Here is a 16,626-nt window from a genome sequence, read left to right on the forward strand (position 1 = left end):
CATGGCCCCCACGCTCATCGCTTCACGTATCGCTGCCCCCCGAGGGGGCGCGTCAATGCCTTCGGGCGGCCGGGCGGCATCGACATGAACCAGCTCCAAGGCCAATCCGTCCTCGTCCTCGGTCTCGGTGATTCCGGGCTGGCGATGGCACGCTGGTGCGCCCGCTGCGGCGCCCAGGTGACGGTAGCCGACACCCGCGAGGCCCCGCCGCAGCGCGAGTTGCTGGCGCGCGAACTGCCTGCGGTGCGTTTCGTTGGCGGTGCTTTCACCGCCGAGCTGGTGACGGGCCTGGCCCCGGCCGCGATCTTCAAGAGCCCTGGTCTGTCGCCCGCGGTGGTGGCGCCGGTGGCCGAGGCGGCGCAGGCCGCCGGTACGCCGGTGGGCGGCGAGCTGAGCCTGTTTGCGCAAGGCCTGGCCGACCTCCAGGCCTCCCAGGCCTATGCCCCCAAGCTGCTGGCCATCACCGGCACCAACGGCAAGACCACCGTCACCTCGCTCACGGGCCAGCTGGTGGCCCGCGCCGGTAAAACCGTGGCGGTGGCCGGCAACATCGGCCCCACCTTGCTGGACACCCTGGCCGGCCACCTGGACGCGGCCACGCTGCCCGAGGTCTGGGTGCTGGAGCTGTCCAGCTTCCAGCTCGACGCCGTCACCGGTTTCAACCCCACCGCTGCCACTGTGCTCAACATCACCCAGGACCACCTGGACTGGCATGGCAGCCTGGACGCCTACGCCCAGGCCAAGGCCCGCATTTTTGGCCCCACCACGCTGCGGGTGCTGAACCGCGACGACCCGCTGGTGATGGCCATGCTGCCGGCGCCTGCCAAGGGCCAGCCGCCGGTCGACTGGGTCGCCTTTGGTGCCGGCCTGCCCGAGCGCCCGGGCGACTTCGGCCTGGAGCAATTGCACGGCATGGGCTGGCTGGTGCGGGCGCAGGACGCCGACGACACCCGGCGCACCCGCCGCCAAAAACAAGAGGCGGTGGAGCTGCATGTGCAGCGCCTGATGCCGGCCGACGCGCTGCGCATCCGTGGCCGCCACAACGCCACCAACGCGCTGGCGGCCCTGGCCCTGGCCAGTGCGGCCGGCTGCAGTCTGGCCCCCATGCTCTACGGCCTGCGCGAGTACCGCGGCGAGCCGCACCGCGTGGAGCCTGTGGGCCTGATCGACGGCGTGGAGTATTTCGACGACAGCAAGGGCACCAACGTCGGTGCCACCGTGGCCGCCCTGCAAGGCCTGGGTGCTGACCGCCGGGTGGTGGTCATCCTCGGTGGCGACGGCAAGGGCCAGGACTTTGCGCCGCTGGCCCCTGCGGTGGCTGCCTGCGCCCGCGCGGTGGTGCTGATCGGCCGCGACGCGCCGGCCATTCGCGCAGCGGTGGAGCCCGCCGGTGTGCCGGTGCACGACGCCGCCGACATGGCTGCTGCGGTGACGCTGGCGGCCCGGCTGGCCCGCCAGGGCGACGCGGTCCTGTTGTCGCCGGCCTGCGCCAGTTTTGACATGTTCACCGGCTACGGCCACCGGGCTGCGGTGTTCCGCGCCGCGGTGCAGGCGGTGGCCGACGCCGCCGGTGTGGTGCTGGAGGGCCAGGCATGAACGCGCTGCTGCAACGCCTGGCCAGCCCCTTCATGGGCCTGGGTGCGGCCGTGGCCGCCACCGCCGACGCGCTGCCGGTGCGCATCGGTGGCGCCGAGATGGCCCGCACCCCCAGCACCCCGGCGCGGCTGCTGGGTTTCGATCAGGCGCTGGTCTGGGTCACGGTGGCCTTGTTGGCCTGGGGCCTGGTGATGGTGTATTCGGCCTCTGTGGCCATGCCCGACAACCCCAAGTTCGCCAACTACGCCCACACCCATTTCCTGGTGCGCCATGTGGTGTCGTTGGTGCTGGCCTTTGTGGCGGCGTTGATCGCCTTCCAGGTGCCGCTGAAAACCTGGGAGCGGGTGGCCCCCTGGTTGTTTGTGGCCTCGCTGATCCTGCTGGTGGCGGTGCTGATTCCCCATGTGGGCCGCGGCGTCAACGGTGCCCGCCGCTGGATCTCGCTGGGTGTGATGAACTTCCAGCCCTCGGAGCTGGCCAAGTTCGCCGTGCTGCTGTACGCCGCCGACTACATGGTGCGCAAGATGGAGGTCAAGGAGCGCTTCTTCCGCGCGGTCATGCCCATGGGCATCGCGGTGGGCGTGACCGGCATGCTGCTGCTGGCCGAACCCGACATGGGCGCCTTCATGGTGATCGCCGTCATCGCCATGGGCATTCTGTTTCTTGGCGGCGTGAACGCCCGGATGTTCTTTCTGATCGCTGCGGTGCTGGTGATGGCCTTCGGCATGATGATCGCGATGAGCCCGTGGCGCCGGGACCGCATCTTTGCCTACCTCGACCCGTGGAGCGCCGAGTACGCGCTGGGCCGCGGCTACCAGCTGTCGCATTCGCTGATTGCCATCGGCCGCGGCGAGATCTTTGGCGTGGGCCTGGGTGGCAGCGTCGAGAAACTGCACTGGCTGCCCGAGGCCCACACCGACTTTCTGCTGGCGGTGATCGGTGAGGAGTTCGGCCTGGTCGGCGTGGTGGCGGTGATTGGTTTGTTTTTGTGGCTGACCCGCCGGCTGATGCACATCGGCCGCCAGGCCATCGCGCTGGACCGGGTGTTCGCCGGCCTGGTGGCCCAGGGCGTGGGCATCTGGATGGGTTTTCAGGCCTTCATCAACATGGGTGTGAACCTGGGCGCGCTGCCCACCAAAGGCCTGACGCTGCCGCTGATGAGTTACGGCGGCTCGGCCATCCTGGTGAACCTGGTGGCCCTCGCTGTGGTGCTGCGCATCGACCACGAAAACCGCCAGCTGATGCACGGGGGGCGGCTGTGAGCACGAACAAAACAGCATTGGTGATGGCGGGCGGCACTGGCGGCCACATCTTCCCCGGCCTGGCGGTCGCCGAAGCCCTGCGCGCGCGCGGCTGGACGGTGCACTGGCTGGGTGGCAAAGGCCAGCCCGACGCGCCCAGCATGGAAAGCCGGCTGGTGCCGCCGCGCGGTTTTGCTTTCGAGACGATTGATTTTTCCGGCGTGCGCGGCAAGGGCCCGCTCACGCTGGCCCTGCTGCCGCTGCGCCTGCTGAAGGCCTTCTGGCAAAGCATCCAGGTGGTGCGCCGCGTCAAACCCGACGTGGTGGTGGGACTGGGCGGCTACATCAGCTTCCCGGCTGGCCTGATGGCGGTGCAACTGGGCAAGCCGCTGGTGCTGCACGAGCAGAACTCGGTGGCCGGCATGGCCAACAAGGTGCTGGCCGGTGTGGCCGACAAGGTGTTCACCGCCTTCCCAAAGGCCATGGCCAAGGCCGAATGGGTGGGCAACCCGCTGCGCACCGCCTTCCTGAACCAGCCCACACCAGAGGCCCGCTTTGCCGGCCGCAGCGGCCCGCTGAAATTGCTGGTGGTGGGCGGCAGCCTGGGCGCGCGTGCGCTCAACGAGGTGGTGCCCCAGGCCCTGGCCCTGCTGCCGCGCGACCAGCGCCCCACGGTGCTGCACCAGAGCGGCGCGACCCAGATCGACGCCTTGCGCGCCAACTACACCGCCGCCGGCGTGCTGGCCGAACTGACCCCTTTCATCGACGACACCGCCGGCGCCTTTGCCGAGGCCGATTTGATCGTCTGCCGGGCCGGCGCCAGCACCGTGACCGAGATTGCCGCGGTCGGCGCGGCCGCGGTGTTTGTGCCTTTCCCATCGGCGGTGGACGACCACCAGACCACCAACGCCCGTTTCCTGGCCGACGCCGGCGGCGCCTGGCTGGTGCCGCAAGCCGAACTCACGCCGCCGGCGCTCGCCCGCCTGCTGCATTCGCTGACCCGCACCGCGCTGCTCGAGCGCGCGGTGATTGCCAAGACCATGCAAAAAACCGAAGCCACCGACCGGGTGGTGCAAGCCTGCGAAACCCTTGCTGCGGGACGCAAACCATGAAGCACGCCATTCGCCACATCCACTTCGTCGCGGACCCTAAGGCACAGCCACGGCCGTGCCTGCGCGGGGCGGTTCCCGCCGCTGCCGCTGAAATGTGCAGGGGGCAAATGGCATGAAACATGCCATTCGCCATATTCATTTCGTCGGCATCGGCGGCTCGGGCATGAGCGGCATCGCCGAGGTGTTGTTCAACCTGGGCTACCAGATCTCCGGCTCGGACCTGGCTGACAGCGCCACGCTGCGCCGCCTGGCCGGCCTGGGCATCCAGACCCAGGTGGGCCATGCGGCGGCCAACGTGGCCGGGGCTGACGCGGTGGTCACGTCCACCGCGGTGCAGGCGGACAACCCCGAGGTGCTGGCGGCCCGCGAGAAACACATCCCGGTGGTGCCGCGGGCGCTGATGCTGGCCGAGCTGATGCGGCTCAAGCAGGGCATTGCGATCGCCGGCACCCACGGCAAGACCACCACCACCAGCCTGGTGGCCAGCGTGCTGGCCGAGGCCGGACTGGACCCGACATTTGTCATCGGTGGCCGGCTCAACAGCGCCGGCGCCAACGCCAAGCTGGGCAGTGGCGACCACATCGTGGTCGAGGCCGACGAGTCCGACGCGTCCTTTCTGAACCTGTTGCCGGTGATGGCGGTGGTGACCAACATCGACGCCGACCACATGGAAACCTATGGCCATGATTTCGGCCGGCTGAAGTCGGCCTTTGTCGACTTCCTGCACCGCATGCCCTTTTATGGCGCTGCCATTCTGTGCACCGACGACCCGGTGATTGCCGAAATCGTGCCCCAGGTCACCTGCCCCATCACCAGCTACGGCTTCGGCCCCGAGGCCCAGGTGCGGGCGCTGCATGTGCGTGCGGTCAATGGCCAGATGCATTTCACCGCGCAACGCCGCAACGGCGTGGTGCTGCCCGACCTGGATGTGGTGCTCAACCTGCCCGGCGAGCACAACGTGCGCAACGCGCTGGCCGCGATCGCGGTGGCGGTGGAGCTCAACGTGCCCGACGACGCGGTGCAGCGGGCGCTGGCCCAGTTCAAGGGCGTGGGCCGGCGCTTCCAGCGCTACGGCGATGTGACGCTGGCCGCTGGCGGCCAGATGGCGGTGGTGGACGACTACGGCCACCACCCGGTGGAGCTGGCCGCCACGCTGGCGGCCGCGCGTGGGGCGTTTCCGGGCCGCCGGCTGGTGCTGGCCTTCCAGCCGCACCGCTATACCCGCACCCGCGACTGCTTCGAGGATTTCATCAAGGTGCTGCAGCTGGCCGACGCGCTGCTGCTGACCGAGGTCTATGCCGCCGGCGAGGCACCCATCGTGGCCGCCGACGGCCGGGCCCTGACCCGCGCGCTGCGGGTGGCTGGCAAGCTGGAGCCGGTGTTTGTCGACGACGTGGGCGCTTTACCCCAGGCCATTTTGGACAACGCCCGCGACGGCGATGTGGTGTTGTGCATGGGCGCCGGTTCCATCGGTGCGGTGTCGGCCAAGCTGGTGGAGCTGGCACCGCAATTGCTACAGAAAAAAGAGCAAATCAGTGAGGCAGGACAGCAGGCATGAGCCAGATTGAAAACAACTTCGGCAAGGTGGCGGTGCTGCTGGGCGGCCGCTCGGCCGAGCGCGAGATTTCTCTGATGTCGGGCCAGGGGGTGCTGCAGGCGCTGCGTTCCAAGGGCGTGGACGCCCATGGCTTCGACCCGGCCGAACGCGACCTGGGTGAACTGCGCCGCGAGGGTTTTGCCCGCTGCTTCATCGCGCTGCATGGCCGCTTCGGCGAAGACGGCACGGTGCAGGGCGCGCTGGAACTGCTGGGCCTGCCCTACACCGGCTCCGGCGTGATGGCCTCCAGCATCGCCATCGACAAGGTCATGACCAAGCGCATCTGGCGTTCGGCCGGTCTGTCCACCCCGCAGTGGACGGAGGTGGGCAGCGGCGCGGCCACCCGCCAGGCCCTGGCCGACCTGGGCGCGCCCATGATCGTCAAGCCGGCGCGCGAAGGCTCGTCGATCGCGCTGACCAAGGTCACCGAGGCCGCGCAATGCGACGCCGCCTACGCGCTGGCGGCCGAGCATGGCGACGTGGTGCTGTGTGAGCAGTTCATCTCGGGTGACGAGGTCACCTGCCCGGTGCTGGGTGCCGGTGCCCAGGCGCGGGCCCTGCCCATCGTGCGCATCGTGGCCCCCGATGGCAACTACGACTACCAGAACAAGTACTTCAAGAACGACACCCGCTACCTGGTGCCCAGCGGCCTGCCGGCCGGCGACGAAGCGACCATCTCGGCCATGGTGCTGCAGGCCTACCGGGTGCTGGGCTGCCGCGGCTGGGCCCGCGCCGACGTGATGATCGACGCCCGCAGCCGCCAGCCCTATTTGCTGGAGATCAACACCGCGCCGGGCATGACCGGTCACTCGCTGGTGCCGATGTCGGCCCGGGCCGACGGCATTTCCTACGAAGACCTGTGCCTGCAGCTGCTGGCCGGTGCCAGCCTGGACTACCGAGACGAAGGCCAGCATGGCTGAAGTTGCCGCGCCCCCGCTGGACGTCCGCCTGATGAACTTCACCGCCACGGTGTTGTTCGTGACGGTGGTCGCCTCGGCACTGGGCGCTGGGCTGTGGTGGGTGCTGCGGCACCCAGCCTTTGCCATCACCGGCATCGGCGTGCAGGGCGACCTGAACCACAACAATGCGGTGACGCTGCGGGCCAATGTGGCGCCGCGGCTGGTCGGCAATTTCTTCACCGTCGATCTGGGCCAGGCCCGGGCGGCGTTCGAGGCCGTGCCCTGGGTGCGCAAGGCGCTGGTGCGGCGCGAGTTTCCCAGCCGGCTCAACGTGGTGCTGGAAGAGCACCAGGCGGTGGCCTTGTGGGGCGCCGAGGGCGACTCCAAGCTGGTGAACAGCTTTGGCGAGGTGTTCGAGGCCAATGTGGGCGAGCTGGACACCGACGAGCTGCCGCGCCTGGTGGGCCCGGACAGCCAGGCCGCCACGCTGCTGGCCATGGCCCAGGCGCTGGCGCCGGTGATCGCGCCGCTGGACGCCACGCTGGTGCAGCTCAACCTGTCGGGCCGCGGCGGCTGGCGCGCCGAACTGGACAGCGGGGCGGTGCTGGAAATGGGCAGCGGCCCGGTGGCCGAGGTGCAGGCCAGGCTGCAGCGTTTTGTGGCCACGCTGCCCCAGGTGGCGGCCAAGTACGGCCGGCAAGCCGAGGCGGTGTTGACCGCCGACCTGCGCCACACCGACGGTTACGCGCTGCGCCTGCGCGGCGTGACCACGGTGGCGCTCGAGTCCGGCAAGAAATAGCCCCCAGGGCAACAGGTTCAAGGAACAGAAAACGTCATGGCAAAAGAATACAAAGACTTGGTGGTGGGCCTGGACATCGGCACCGCCAAGGTGATGGTGGTGGTGGCCGAGGTCATGCCGGGTGGCGAGCTCAAGCTGGCCGGCCTGGGTGTGGCGCCCAGCAACGGGCTGAAGCGCGGTGTGGTGGTCAACATCGACGCCACGGTGCAAAGCATCCAGCTGGCGCTGAAAGAGGCCGAGCTGATGGCCGACTGCAAGATCACCCGGGTCTACACCGGCATCACCGGCAGCCACATCCGCGGCATCAACTCCACCGGCATGGTGGCGGTGAAAGACCGCGAGGTGACCCAGGCCGACGTGGCCCGGGTGGTGGAAACCGCCAAGGCCATCAACATCTCCAGCGACCAGCGGCTGCTGTTGGTGGAGCCGCAGGAGTTTGTCATTGACGGCCAGGACGTCAAAGAGCCGATCGGCATGAGCGGCATCCGACTCGAGGCCAAGATCCACATCGTCACCGGCGCACAGAGCGCGGCCGAGAACATCGTCAAATGTGTGCGCCGCTGCGGCCTGGAGGTCGACCAGCTGATGCTCAACCCGCTGGCCTCCAGCCTGGCGGTGCTGACCGAGGACGAGCGAGAGCTGGGTGTGTGCCTGGTCGACATCGGCGCCGGGACCACCGACGTGGCCATTTTCACCGGCGGCGCGATCCGCCACACCGCCGTCATTCCCATCGCCGGTGACCTGATCACCAGCGACATCGCGATGGCCTTGCGCACGCCGACCAAGGACGCCGAAGACATCAAGGTCGAATCCGGTTTTGCCAAGCAGCTGCTGGCCAACCCGGACAGCCAGGTCGAGGTGCCCGGCCTGGGCGACCGCGGCCCGCGCATGCTGAGCATGCAGGCGCTGGCCGGCGTGATCGAACCGCGGGTGGAGGAAATCTTCTCGCTGGTGCAGCAGGTGGTGCGCGAATCGGGTTTCGAGGAAGTGCTGTCGTCCGGCATCGTGTTGACCGGCGGCAGCTCGGTCATGCCGGGCATGCTGGAGCTGGGTGAGGACATCTTCCTCAAACCGGTGCGGCGCGGCATTCCCAAATACACCAGCGCCTTGTCCGACATGGTGGCCCAGCCCCGTGCGGCCACGGTGATGGGCCTGCTGGAAGAGGCCCGGCTGGCGCGGCTGCGCGGCTTTCGGGTGGCGCAGAAAAACGGCTCGGTGCAAACCGCCCTGGGCCGGGTCAAGGACTGGTTTGTGGGGAACTTCTGACATGACCCATTTCACCTGCAGAGAACACGCAAATTTACCTCCGTGCCGGCACTCCAAAGGGCCGCCGGACGGGTGACAATTGACCCCGGACCGACACATAAAAAAGACATTGGCAACTGCGAAACAAACATTGATACAGGAGAGTGACATGAGCATCGAAATGATTGACGTCGAGGAGTTCGATCAAGGCACACAGATCAAGGTGATCGGTGTCGGCGGCGGCGGTGGCAATGCGGTGCAGCACATGATTGGCTGCCGCGTGCAGGGCGTGGAATTCATCTGCGCCAACACCGACGCCCAAGCGCTCACCCGCAGCCCGGCGCACAAGGTGATCCAGCTGGGCACCAGCGGCCTGGGCGCCGGCAGCAAGCCCGACAAGGGCCGCGAGGCCGCCGAGCTGGCGGTGGACGACATCCGCGCCGCGATCGACGGCGCCCACATGCTGTTCATCACCGCTGGCATGGGCGGTGGCACCGGCACCGGCGCCGCGCCGGTGATCGCCCGCGTGGCCAAGGAAATGGGCATCCTCACCGTGGGTGTGGTCACCAAGCCTTTCGAGTTCGAGGGTGGCCGCCGCATGACCAACGCCGACCACGGCCTGACCGAGCTGGAAGCCAATGTCGACTCGCTGATCGTGGTGCTCAACGAGAAGCTGCTGGAAGTGCTGGGCGACGACGTCACCCAGGACGAGGCCTTTGCCCATGCCAACGACGTGCTGAAGAACGCCGTGGGCGGCATTGCCGAAATCATCAACGTGCCCGGCCATGTGAACGTCGACTTTGAAGACGTACGCACCGTGATGGGCGAACCCGGCAAGGCCATGATGGGCACCGCCGTGGCCCAGGGCCCGGACCGCGCCCGCATTGCCGCCGAGCAGGCCGTGGCATGCCCGCTGTTGGAAGGCATCGACCTGTCGGGCGCCAAGGGCGTGCTGGTGCTGATCACCGCCGCCAAGGGCAGCCTGAAGCTCAGCGAGTCCAAGCTGGCGATGAACACCATCCGTGCCTACGCCTCGCCCGACGCCCATGTGATCTACGGCACGGCTTACGACGACGAGCTGGGCGACCAGATCCGCGTCACCGTGGTCGCCACCGGCCTGAGCCGCCAGAACGCCCGCCGCACCGCGCCGCCGCTGCAGGTGCTGCGCACCGGCACCGACAACGTGGGTTTTGCGCTGCCGCAAACCATGGCCGGCCACGCCAACCCCACCGGCGTGGCACAAGCCGACTACGCCGGCATGGCCACCCCCAGCGTCTGGCGCACCAACCGCACCCAGGCCGCGGCCAAGGTCGATGCGCTGTCCTCGGGCGGCATGGACGATTTCGAGATCCCGGCTTTCCTGCGCAAGCAGGCCGATTGAGCCCTTCTCACCGATTGCTTTGCGGTTGAATGCCGGGTAGGGCGCAAGCTCTACCCGGCACTTTTACAATGGCCCCATGGTTGAACAACGCACCCTCAAAAGCCTGACCCGCGCCGTCGGTGTGGGGTTGCACAGCGGACAGCGGGTGGAGCTGACGCTGCGCCCGGCCCAGCCCGACACCGGCATCGTGTTCCGGCGGGTGGACCTGCCCGAGCCGGTGGACATCCCCATCTCGGCGCTGTCGGTCACCGACACCCGACTGGCTTCCACCATTGCCAACGGCGGCGCCAAGGTGCACACGGTCGAGCACCTGATGTCGGCCTGCGCCGGCCTGGGCATCGACAACCTGTACGTGGACATCACCGCCGAAGAGGTGCCCATCCTCGACGGCTCGGCCTCGTCCTTTGTGTTTTTGCTGCAAAGCGCCGGCATTGCGCTGCAGAAAACGCCCAAGCGTTTCATCCGCGTGACCCAGCCGGTCGAGGTGCGTGAAGGCCAGGGTGCCAACGCCAAATGGGCCCGGCTCGAGCCCTACCACGGCTACAAGCTCAGCTTCGAGATCGACTTCGACCACCCGGCGGTGGACTCCACCGGCCAGCGGGTCGAGTTCGACATGTCGCAGGGCAACTACAGCCGCGACATCGCCCGCGCCCGCACCTTTGGGTTCACCAAGGACGTGGAGATGATGCGGGCCAACGGCCTGGCGCTGGGCGGCGGGCTGGACAACGCCATCGTGATGGACGATTACAAGGTGCTCAACAGCGACGGTCTGCGCTACGACGACGAGTTCGTCAAGCACAAGATCCTCGACGCCATGGGCGATTTGTACCTGCTGGGCAAGCCCTTGCTGGCGGCCTACAGCGCTTTCCGCTCCGGCCACGCGCTGAACAACCTGCTGCTGCGCGAGCTGCTGTCGCGCGAGGACGCCTACGAGGTCGTCACCTTCGACGACGACAAAAAAGCCCCGGGCGGCTTCGCGCAGCTGGCGCGGGCCTGGTAAGTTGCTGCGGCCCCAGCCATGCTGATCTTCCGCTGGTTGATTCTGTTGCTGCTGCTGGCCGCCGTGGTGTGTTTCGCCACCTACGCCGCCACCGGCCAGGTGCGCTTTCGGCGCTACGGCCTGCTGACGCTGAAGTGGACGCTGATCGCGGCTTTTGGTTTTTTCGCCGTGCTGATCCTGGAGCGCATTGCCTGAGCGGCCACCCTCAGCCGGGCAGCTTGGCCGCCAGCACGTCCACCGGTTCGATGCAGGGCATCTCGGCCAGCAAATGGGCCGCGTTGGCCATCAGCGCCTCGGCAATTGCCCCTTCCAGGTGGGCCTGTCGCCCCGCCTGGTCGGCAAAGGCGTCAAAAATCCCGAAGGTGGACGGCCCAAACTTCAACGCCAACCAGACCGGGGTGTCGGTTTCCTGCTGGGCCAGCGGCAAAGCCCCTTGCAGAAAAGCCTCCAGGCTGGCCTCTTTGCCGGGCTTGGCCTGCAGACGAACGTACAAAGCGACACGAACCATGAAGCGTTCCTTGGAAGTTGACACACATGCCGACAAGGTCGGGTGACAGTTATTGTGCGGTGCGTCATGGGTTCCACCTACGGCCTGAAATGCCATTGTCGATACCATTTCTGACATGAAAATCGACGTGCTTGCCTTCGACCAGGTCTTCGACACCGGCCTGACCACGGTGCTCGACACCCTGGGCCTGGCCAACGAACTGGCCCCGTCCCTGGGGCTGTCCACGCCGCAGTTCGAGGTCCGGCCGGTGGGTATGCGGCGCCGGGTGCGCACCACCCACGGCCTGCAGGTGCCGGTGGTGCCAGTCGACTCCACTTACCGGCCCGACGTGCTGGTGGTGCCCGGCCTGGGTGCCAAGCAGCCCCATTTGCTGACCGAGTCGCTGGCCCGGCCCGAGATGGTCGACCTGTCGGCCTACCTGGCCGAAGCCTCCGGCACCGGGTCCATGGTGGGCGCGGTGTGCACCGGCACCTTTGTGCTGGCCGACACCGCCTTGCTCAACGGGCGCAGCGCCACCACCACCTGGTGGCTGGCTCCGATGTTCCGTGAGCGTTTCCCCAACGTGCACCTGGACGAAACCCGGATGCTGGTGAACGCTGGCAACTTTGTCACCGCCGGCGCCGCCATGGCCCACCTGGACCTGGCGCTGTGGCTGGTGCGGCGCCGCAGCCCGGAGCTGGCCTCGCTCACCGCCCGCTACCTGCTGGTGGACGCACGCACCACCCAGGCGGCCTACGTCATTCCCGACCATGTGGCCCACAACGACCCGCTGGTCGAGCGCTTCGAGCGCTGGGCCCGGGAGCGGCTGGGCGAAGGCATGCAGGGCTTTTCGCTGGGCAGCGCGGCCGAGGCCATCGGTGCCAGCGAACGCACGCTGGCCCGCCGGCTGCGCACCGTGCTGGGCAAAACACCGCTGTCTTACTTCCAGGATTTGCGGGTTGAGCGCGCCATCTATCTGCTGCAAACCAGCAAGGCCAGCGTCGACCAGGTGGCTGCCAAGGTGGGGTATGCCGACGGCACCACGTTGCGGGCCCTGCTGCGGCGCAAGCTGGGCCGCGGGGTGCGCGAGCTGCGCCAGCGCGGCTGAGGCCGCGGGGGCTTTCAGCGGCTGCGGCCGGCCCGGTAGGCCGCCACCCCGGCCTTGCGGGTGCCGCCGGTGGCCGCCTCCGCCATCCGGCGTGCCGCCTCGCCCGCGTGGGCGTGGGTGATGGCCAGGCCCAGCGCATCGGCCGCATCGGTGCCCGGCAGGCCGGGCAGCTTGAGCAGCCGCATCACCATCTGCTGCACCTCGGCCTTGCCGGCCTGGCCATGGCCGGCCACGGCTTTTTTCATTTGCAGCGCGGTGTACTCGGCCACCGGCAGGTAGGCCGACACCAGCGCGGTGATGCAGGCCCCGCGGGCCTGGCCCAGCAGCAGCGTGGCCTGCGGGTTGACGTTGACGAACACGATCTCCACCGAGGCGGTGTCGGGCTGGTAGCGGGCCACCACCTCGCGGATACCGTCGAACAGCACCTTGAGCCGGGCCGGCAGGTCGCCCAGCGGCAAATGGGTGGTGGTGATGGTGCCACTGGCCACATAGGCCAGCGCGCTGCCGCTCAGATCCACCACGCCAAAGCCGGTGGTCTGCAGGCCGGGGTCGATGCCGAGGATGCGCATGGGACGCGGGGCCGTGCTCACAGGCCGAAGTACCAGCGCACCGAATGGAAGAACACCGGCGCGGCGAAACACAGGCCGTCGACCCGGTCGAGCAGGCCACTGGCGCCGGTGACCGAAGCCCCCTGGGCGCCCCAGTTGGTCACGCCGCGGTCGCGCTTCAGCGCCTTCATCACCAAATGGCCCAGCGAGCCAGCGGCCCCGGCGATCAGCGCCATGCCCAGGGCCTGGCCCGGCTTGAACGGCGTGATGCCCGCTAGCACCGCGCCGGCCAGGCCACCGGCCAGCACCCCCACCGCCCAGCTGGCCCAGGTGAAGCTCTGGCTCACCGCCGGGGCGTGGGGCGGGCGCTTCAGGCGGTGGCCCACCAGGTGCTGCACGATCATCGTGGTCTGCACCACCAGCACAAAGAAAAACACCAGGAAGGCACCTTTGCCGCTGTAGCGCGGAAAGTCCAGCAGCAGCAGCGCCGGCACATGGCTCATGCCGTAGACACAGACCATGATGCCCCATTGCAATTTGGCGTTGCGTTCCAGAAAACGCTGTGGGTCGTTGGCCAGCGCACTCACCACCGGAAAGGCCAGGAACACATAGACCGGGATGAACACGGTGAAGAGGTCGAAATGCTCGGTCAACACCAGCGCGTACTGCACCGGCAGCACCACAAAAAAGGCCAGCACCAGGCTGCGGTGGTCGCCGCGCCGGGTGGGCGACAGCGTGATGAACTCGCGGAAAGCAAAGAACGAGACAAAGCAAAACAACACCGTGGCCACGGTGTCGCCGGCGGCCCAGGCCAGCCAGAACACCACCACCATGACCCAGGAGGTGTTCAGCACCCGGCCGAAGTTGCGCTGGGCCTCCTGGTGCGCCTCGCCGCGGTCACGGATGGACCACAGCAGTGCCGCGCCGCTGGCCAGCAGGAGAATGCCAAAGACGATGACAAACAGCAGGCCCACCTGCTGGTTGGTGCTGAGGCTGCGCAGGAACTGGTTCATGTGAAACCCCCACGCTCGCCACTACGTGTGCTTTGCTGCCCCCCGAGGGGGCCCTGCCTTGCTTGGGGCGGCCCGGCGCGGCGGCAGATGGGCGGGTGTGGTGTCATGGCGGTTTCAAACATCTCGCAGCGCGATGACCGCGCTGCGGGCCCGGTCCAGAAAGGCCCGCCGCTCTTCACCGGGTTCGACCCGCATCGGCGCGCCAAAGGTCACCGAGCACAGGATGGGCACAGGCACAACCTCGCCCTTGGGCATGACACGCTGCACGTTGTTGATCCAGGCCGGCACCAGCACCACGTCGGGGAAGCGGGTGGCCAGGTTGTACAGCCCGGCCTTGAAGGCCTGCGGCTCCTCGGCGTTGCCGCGCGTGCCTTCGGGGAACAGGATGATGGAATCGCCATGGCCCAGGGCCTCGATCAGCGGCTCCAGCGGGTCCTGGTCGGTGGTCTTGCTGCGGTCCACATAGACCGCGTTGAACACCGCGGTGGTGATCCACTGCTTGAAGGCCGACTGGGTCCAGTAGTCCTTGGCGGCAATCGGCCGGGTGATGCCACGCAGCTCCTGCGGCAACGCGGCCCAGATCAGCACCAGATCGGCATGGCTCTGGTGGTTGGCAAAGTAGATGCGCTGCTCGGCCTTGGGGGGACAGCCATGCCAGCGGGCCTGGGCCCCGGTCAGTGCGCGCACCAGCCCCAGCAGGAACAGGCTCATCAGTTTGGCAAGCATCAACCGATGATAAGGTGGCACCAGGGCCATTCAGGCTGGTGGCAATCCCTGCTTGACCCCGCCGCTGTCACCCAGGTGAAACGGGGAGTGTCCAGGGGCAATCGTTGTAGGCAGTGGCGTGTGGAGAGGGGTGTTTCGCCGCTGGGCCGCCCCAAGCCGAAACGCGGCCCCCTCGGGGCTGAGGGCTGCGGCTCCCAGCCTGCCTGCGCAGGCTGGGACAGCCCGAAGAGCCGCTGCGTCTGGCAGCGGCACGTTCAGCGAACCACACGCAGTGGGGAGCGTGGGGGCTAGGGCAGGACAGCGTCACCCATCCTGGCCACGATGGTGCCGGCCCGGCCCGACAAATAGGCCGAATTGGGCAGGCGCTCGAAGAACTTAGGCCGGGGCAGCATCACCGCCAGCCGGGCCGCCTCATAGGGGCTGAGGCGGGCCGCCGGCTTGCGGAAGTAATGCTGGGCCGCGGCCTCGGCGCCGAACACACCTTCGCCCCATTCGACGTTGTTGAGGTAGATCTCCAGGATGCGCTGCTTGCCCAGCAAGGCCTCCAGCACCAGCGTCAGCACAAACTCCTGGCCTTTGCGCACCAGCGTGCGTTCGCCCGACAGCAGCAGGTTCTTGGCCAGTTGCTGGGTGATGGTGGAGCCGCCCACCACCTTGGGCGGCCGGTTGGCCCGGGCCCGCTTCAGCGCCTGGGCTTCGGCCTGGGCGTTCTTCTGCCAGGCCTTCTCCAGCGCGTCCCATTCCACGCCGTCGTGGTTGATGAAGTCGCCGTCTTCCGAGGCAATCACCGCGCGTTTCAGGTGGTCGGAAATCTGCGCATAGGGCACCCATTGCTGGCGCCAGCGCAGGCCGCCCTTGGTGGTCTGGAGGCGCCAGGCTTCGGAACGCTGAAAGCTGGTGGACTGGGGGTCGACCACTGCCATCAGCGCGATGCGGGCGACAAAATAAAGTTGCAGCGACAGCAGGGCCAGCACCGCCCAGACCAGACCGCGGGTCAACCAGCGCATGGCCTCACAAGCCTTCGGCGCGCAGTTCGGCCAGCACCTGGGCCGACGGTGGGCGCAGGCCGCGCCACAGTGCAAAGGCCTCGGCCGCCTGCTCCACCAGCATGCCCAGGCCGTCGCGCGGCTGCGCACCGTGGGCCTGGGCCCAGTTCAGGAAGGGCATGGCCGCCGGGCCGTACATCATGTCGTAGGCCAGGGCGTCGCGCCGCAGCACATGGGCCGGCACCGGCACCACTGCGCCGCTGAGGCTGGAGGCGCTGGCGTTGACCACGATGTCGAAGCCGCCATGGATGTCGTTCAGCCCACCGGCCGCCAGCGCGACCTCGTGGCGCCTTGCCAGCGCCTCGTGGCGCGTCACCAGTTCCTGGGCCCGGCCGATGCTGCGGTTGACCACCCGCAGCTGGCGCGGCCCCTGGTCCAGCAGCGGCCCCAGCACCCCGGCGGCCGCACCCCCGGCGCCGATCAGCAGCACATCGTGGCCGGCGATGCGGCGGCCTGCGCCTTGCACGATGTCGTTGACCAGGCCCACACCGTCGGTGTTGTCGGCGTGCAGCACCGGCCGGCCATGGTTGTCACGCGAGAACGTCAGGGTGTTGCAGGCCTGGGCCAGCGTGGCGCGGTCGCTGTGGCTGCTGGCCAGCGCGAAGGCCTCGAACTTGAAGGGCACGGTGACGTTGCAACCGCGGCCGCCCTGGGCCACGAACTCGGCCACCGCGGCGGGGAAGCCGTCCAGTGGCACCAGGCGCCGGCCATAGTCCAGCTGCTGGCCGGTGAGTTCGGCAAAACGGGCATGGATGCGGGGCGAGCGGCTGTGTTCCACCGGGTGGCCCATCACGCAGTAGTGGTCCATCGTTCGAATGTCCAGGGGGT

17 protein-coding genes are annotated in these 16,626 nt (G+C 68.2%); 11 read left to right on the forward strand and 6 right to left on the reverse strand.

The features are described from left to right. The first annotated feature begins 84 nt into the window (after positions 1 to 84). From murD to AC4BAR_RS00960, 10 genes are all read left to right on the forward strand, one after another. Positions 85 to 1,596: a UDP-N-acetylmuramoyl-L-alanine--D-glutamate ligase gene (murD, locus tag AC4BAR_RS00915; RefSeq protein WP_490625940.1), complete on the forward strand. Its 1,512-nt coding sequence runs from the start codon at positions 85 to 87 to the stop codon at positions 1,594 to 1,596. A 32-nt stretch (positions 1,597 to 1,628) separates the two neighbouring features. Next, complete coding sequence (gene ftsW, locus AC4BAR_RS00920; protein ID WP_490627163.1) at positions 1,629 to 2,858, forward strand: putative lipid II flippase FtsW; 1,230 nt, start codon at positions 1,629 to 1,631, stop codon at positions 2,856 to 2,858. Then, positions 2,855 to 3,949, forward strand: a complete 1,095-nt coding sequence (gene murG / locus AC4BAR_RS00925; protein ID WP_490625941.1) for an undecaprenyldiphospho-muramoylpentapeptide beta-N-acetylglucosaminyltransferase — start codon at positions 2,855 to 2,857, stop codon at positions 3,947 to 3,949. Before ftsW ends, murG begins: the two co-directional genes overlap by 4 nt. Positions 3,950 to 4,061: 112 nt before the next feature. Continuing rightward, positions 4,062 to 5,507 (forward strand): UDP-N-acetylmuramate--L-alanine ligase, encoded by a 1,446-nt coding sequence (gene murC, locus AC4BAR_RS00930; protein WP_490625942.1) that lies wholly within the window; start codon positions 4,062 to 4,064, stop codon positions 5,505 to 5,507. Further along, positions 5,504 to 6,466 carry a D-alanine--D-alanine ligase gene (locus tag AC4BAR_RS00935; protein WP_490625943.1) on the forward strand — a complete coding sequence of 321 codons (963 nt, stop codon included), beginning with the start codon at positions 5,504 to 5,506 and terminating at the stop codon, positions 6,464 to 6,466. The genes murC and AC4BAR_RS00935 overlap by 4 nt, the downstream gene beginning before the upstream one ends. After that, complete coding sequence (locus tag AC4BAR_RS00940; RefSeq protein WP_490625944.1) at positions 6,459 to 7,244, forward strand: cell division protein FtsQ/DivIB; 786 nt, start codon at positions 6,459 to 6,461, stop codon at positions 7,242 to 7,244. Before AC4BAR_RS00935 ends, AC4BAR_RS00940 begins: the two co-directional genes overlap by 8 nt. 36 nt (positions 7,245 to 7,280) lie before the next feature. Further along, on the forward strand, positions 7,281 to 8,510 hold the full coding sequence (gene ftsA, locus AC4BAR_RS00945; RefSeq protein ID WP_490625945.1) for a cell division protein FtsA: 1,230 nt from the start codon (positions 7,281 to 7,283) through the stop codon (positions 8,508 to 8,510). A 148-nt stretch (positions 8,511 to 8,658) separates the two neighbouring features. After that, a complete protein-coding gene (ftsZ, locus tag AC4BAR_RS00950) occupies positions 8,659 to 9,870 on the forward strand; it encodes a cell division protein FtsZ (protein ID WP_490625946.1) in 1,212 nt (403 codons plus the stop codon). A 76-nt stretch (positions 9,871 to 9,946) separates the two neighbouring features. Then, positions 9,947 to 10,870 carry a UDP-3-O-acyl-N-acetylglucosamine deacetylase gene (gene lpxC / locus AC4BAR_RS00955; protein ID WP_490625947.1) on the forward strand — a complete coding sequence of 308 codons (924 nt, stop codon included), beginning with the start codon at positions 9,947 to 9,949 and terminating at the stop codon, positions 10,868 to 10,870. An 18-nt stretch (positions 10,871 to 10,888) separates the two neighbouring features. Next, complete coding sequence (locus AC4BAR_RS00960) at positions 10,889 to 11,065, forward strand: hypothetical protein (RefSeq protein WP_490625948.1); 177 nt, start codon at positions 10,889 to 10,891, stop codon at positions 11,063 to 11,065. Between the two features lie 10 nt (positions 11,066 to 11,075). Here AC4BAR_RS00960 and AC4BAR_RS00965 read toward each other — a convergent pair whose 3' ends face one another. Next, positions 11,076 to 11,378, reverse strand: a complete 303-nt coding sequence (locus AC4BAR_RS00965) for a putative quinol monooxygenase (RefSeq protein ID WP_490625949.1) — start codon at positions 11,376 to 11,378, stop codon at positions 11,076 to 11,078. A 115-nt stretch (positions 11,379 to 11,493) separates the two neighbouring features. On the opposite strand from AC4BAR_RS00965, the gene AC4BAR_RS00970 reads away from it, so the two are divergent. Further along, positions 11,494 to 12,465 carry a GlxA family transcriptional regulator gene (locus tag AC4BAR_RS00970; RefSeq protein ID WP_490625950.1) on the forward strand — a complete coding sequence of 324 codons (972 nt, stop codon included), beginning with the start codon at positions 11,494 to 11,496 and terminating at the stop codon, positions 12,463 to 12,465. 14 nt (positions 12,466 to 12,479) lie between these two features. Here AC4BAR_RS00970 and ruvC read toward each other — a convergent pair whose 3' ends face one another. From ruvC to aroE, 5 genes are all read right to left on the reverse strand, one after another. Then, positions 12,480 to 13,034 (reverse strand): crossover junction endodeoxyribonuclease RuvC, encoded by a 555-nt coding sequence (gene ruvC / locus AC4BAR_RS00975; protein WP_490627164.1) that lies wholly within the window; start codon positions 13,032 to 13,034, stop codon positions 12,480 to 12,482. 17 nt (positions 13,035 to 13,051) lie between these two features. Continuing rightward, positions 13,052 to 14,026, reverse strand: coding sequence for a phosphatidate cytidylyltransferase (locus tag AC4BAR_RS00980; RefSeq protein WP_490625951.1), 975 nt, complete (start codon positions 14,024 to 14,026; stop codon positions 13,052 to 13,054). Positions 14,027 to 14,140: 114 nt separating this feature from the next. Then, complete coding sequence (locus tag AC4BAR_RS00985; RefSeq protein WP_490625952.1) at positions 14,141 to 14,752, reverse strand: lysophospholipid acyltransferase family protein; 612 nt, start codon at positions 14,750 to 14,752, stop codon at positions 14,141 to 14,143. 287 nt (positions 14,753 to 15,039) lie between these two features. Next, the gene (mtgA, locus tag AC4BAR_RS00990) at positions 15,040 to 15,759 is read right to left on the reverse strand and encodes a monofunctional biosynthetic peptidoglycan transglycosylase (RefSeq protein WP_490625953.1); all 720 of its coding nucleotides are present in this window, start codon (positions 15,757 to 15,759) and stop codon (positions 15,040 to 15,042) included. Positions 15,760 to 15,763: 4 nt separating this feature from the next. Continuing rightward, positions 15,764 to 16,606, reverse strand: a complete 843-nt coding sequence (aroE, locus tag AC4BAR_RS00995; protein WP_490625954.1) for a shikimate dehydrogenase — start codon at positions 16,604 to 16,606, stop codon at positions 15,764 to 15,766. Between the last annotated feature and the right edge of the window lie 20 nt (positions 16,607 to 16,626).

The organism is Rhodoferax sp. SPJ4 (assembly GCF_058216275.1).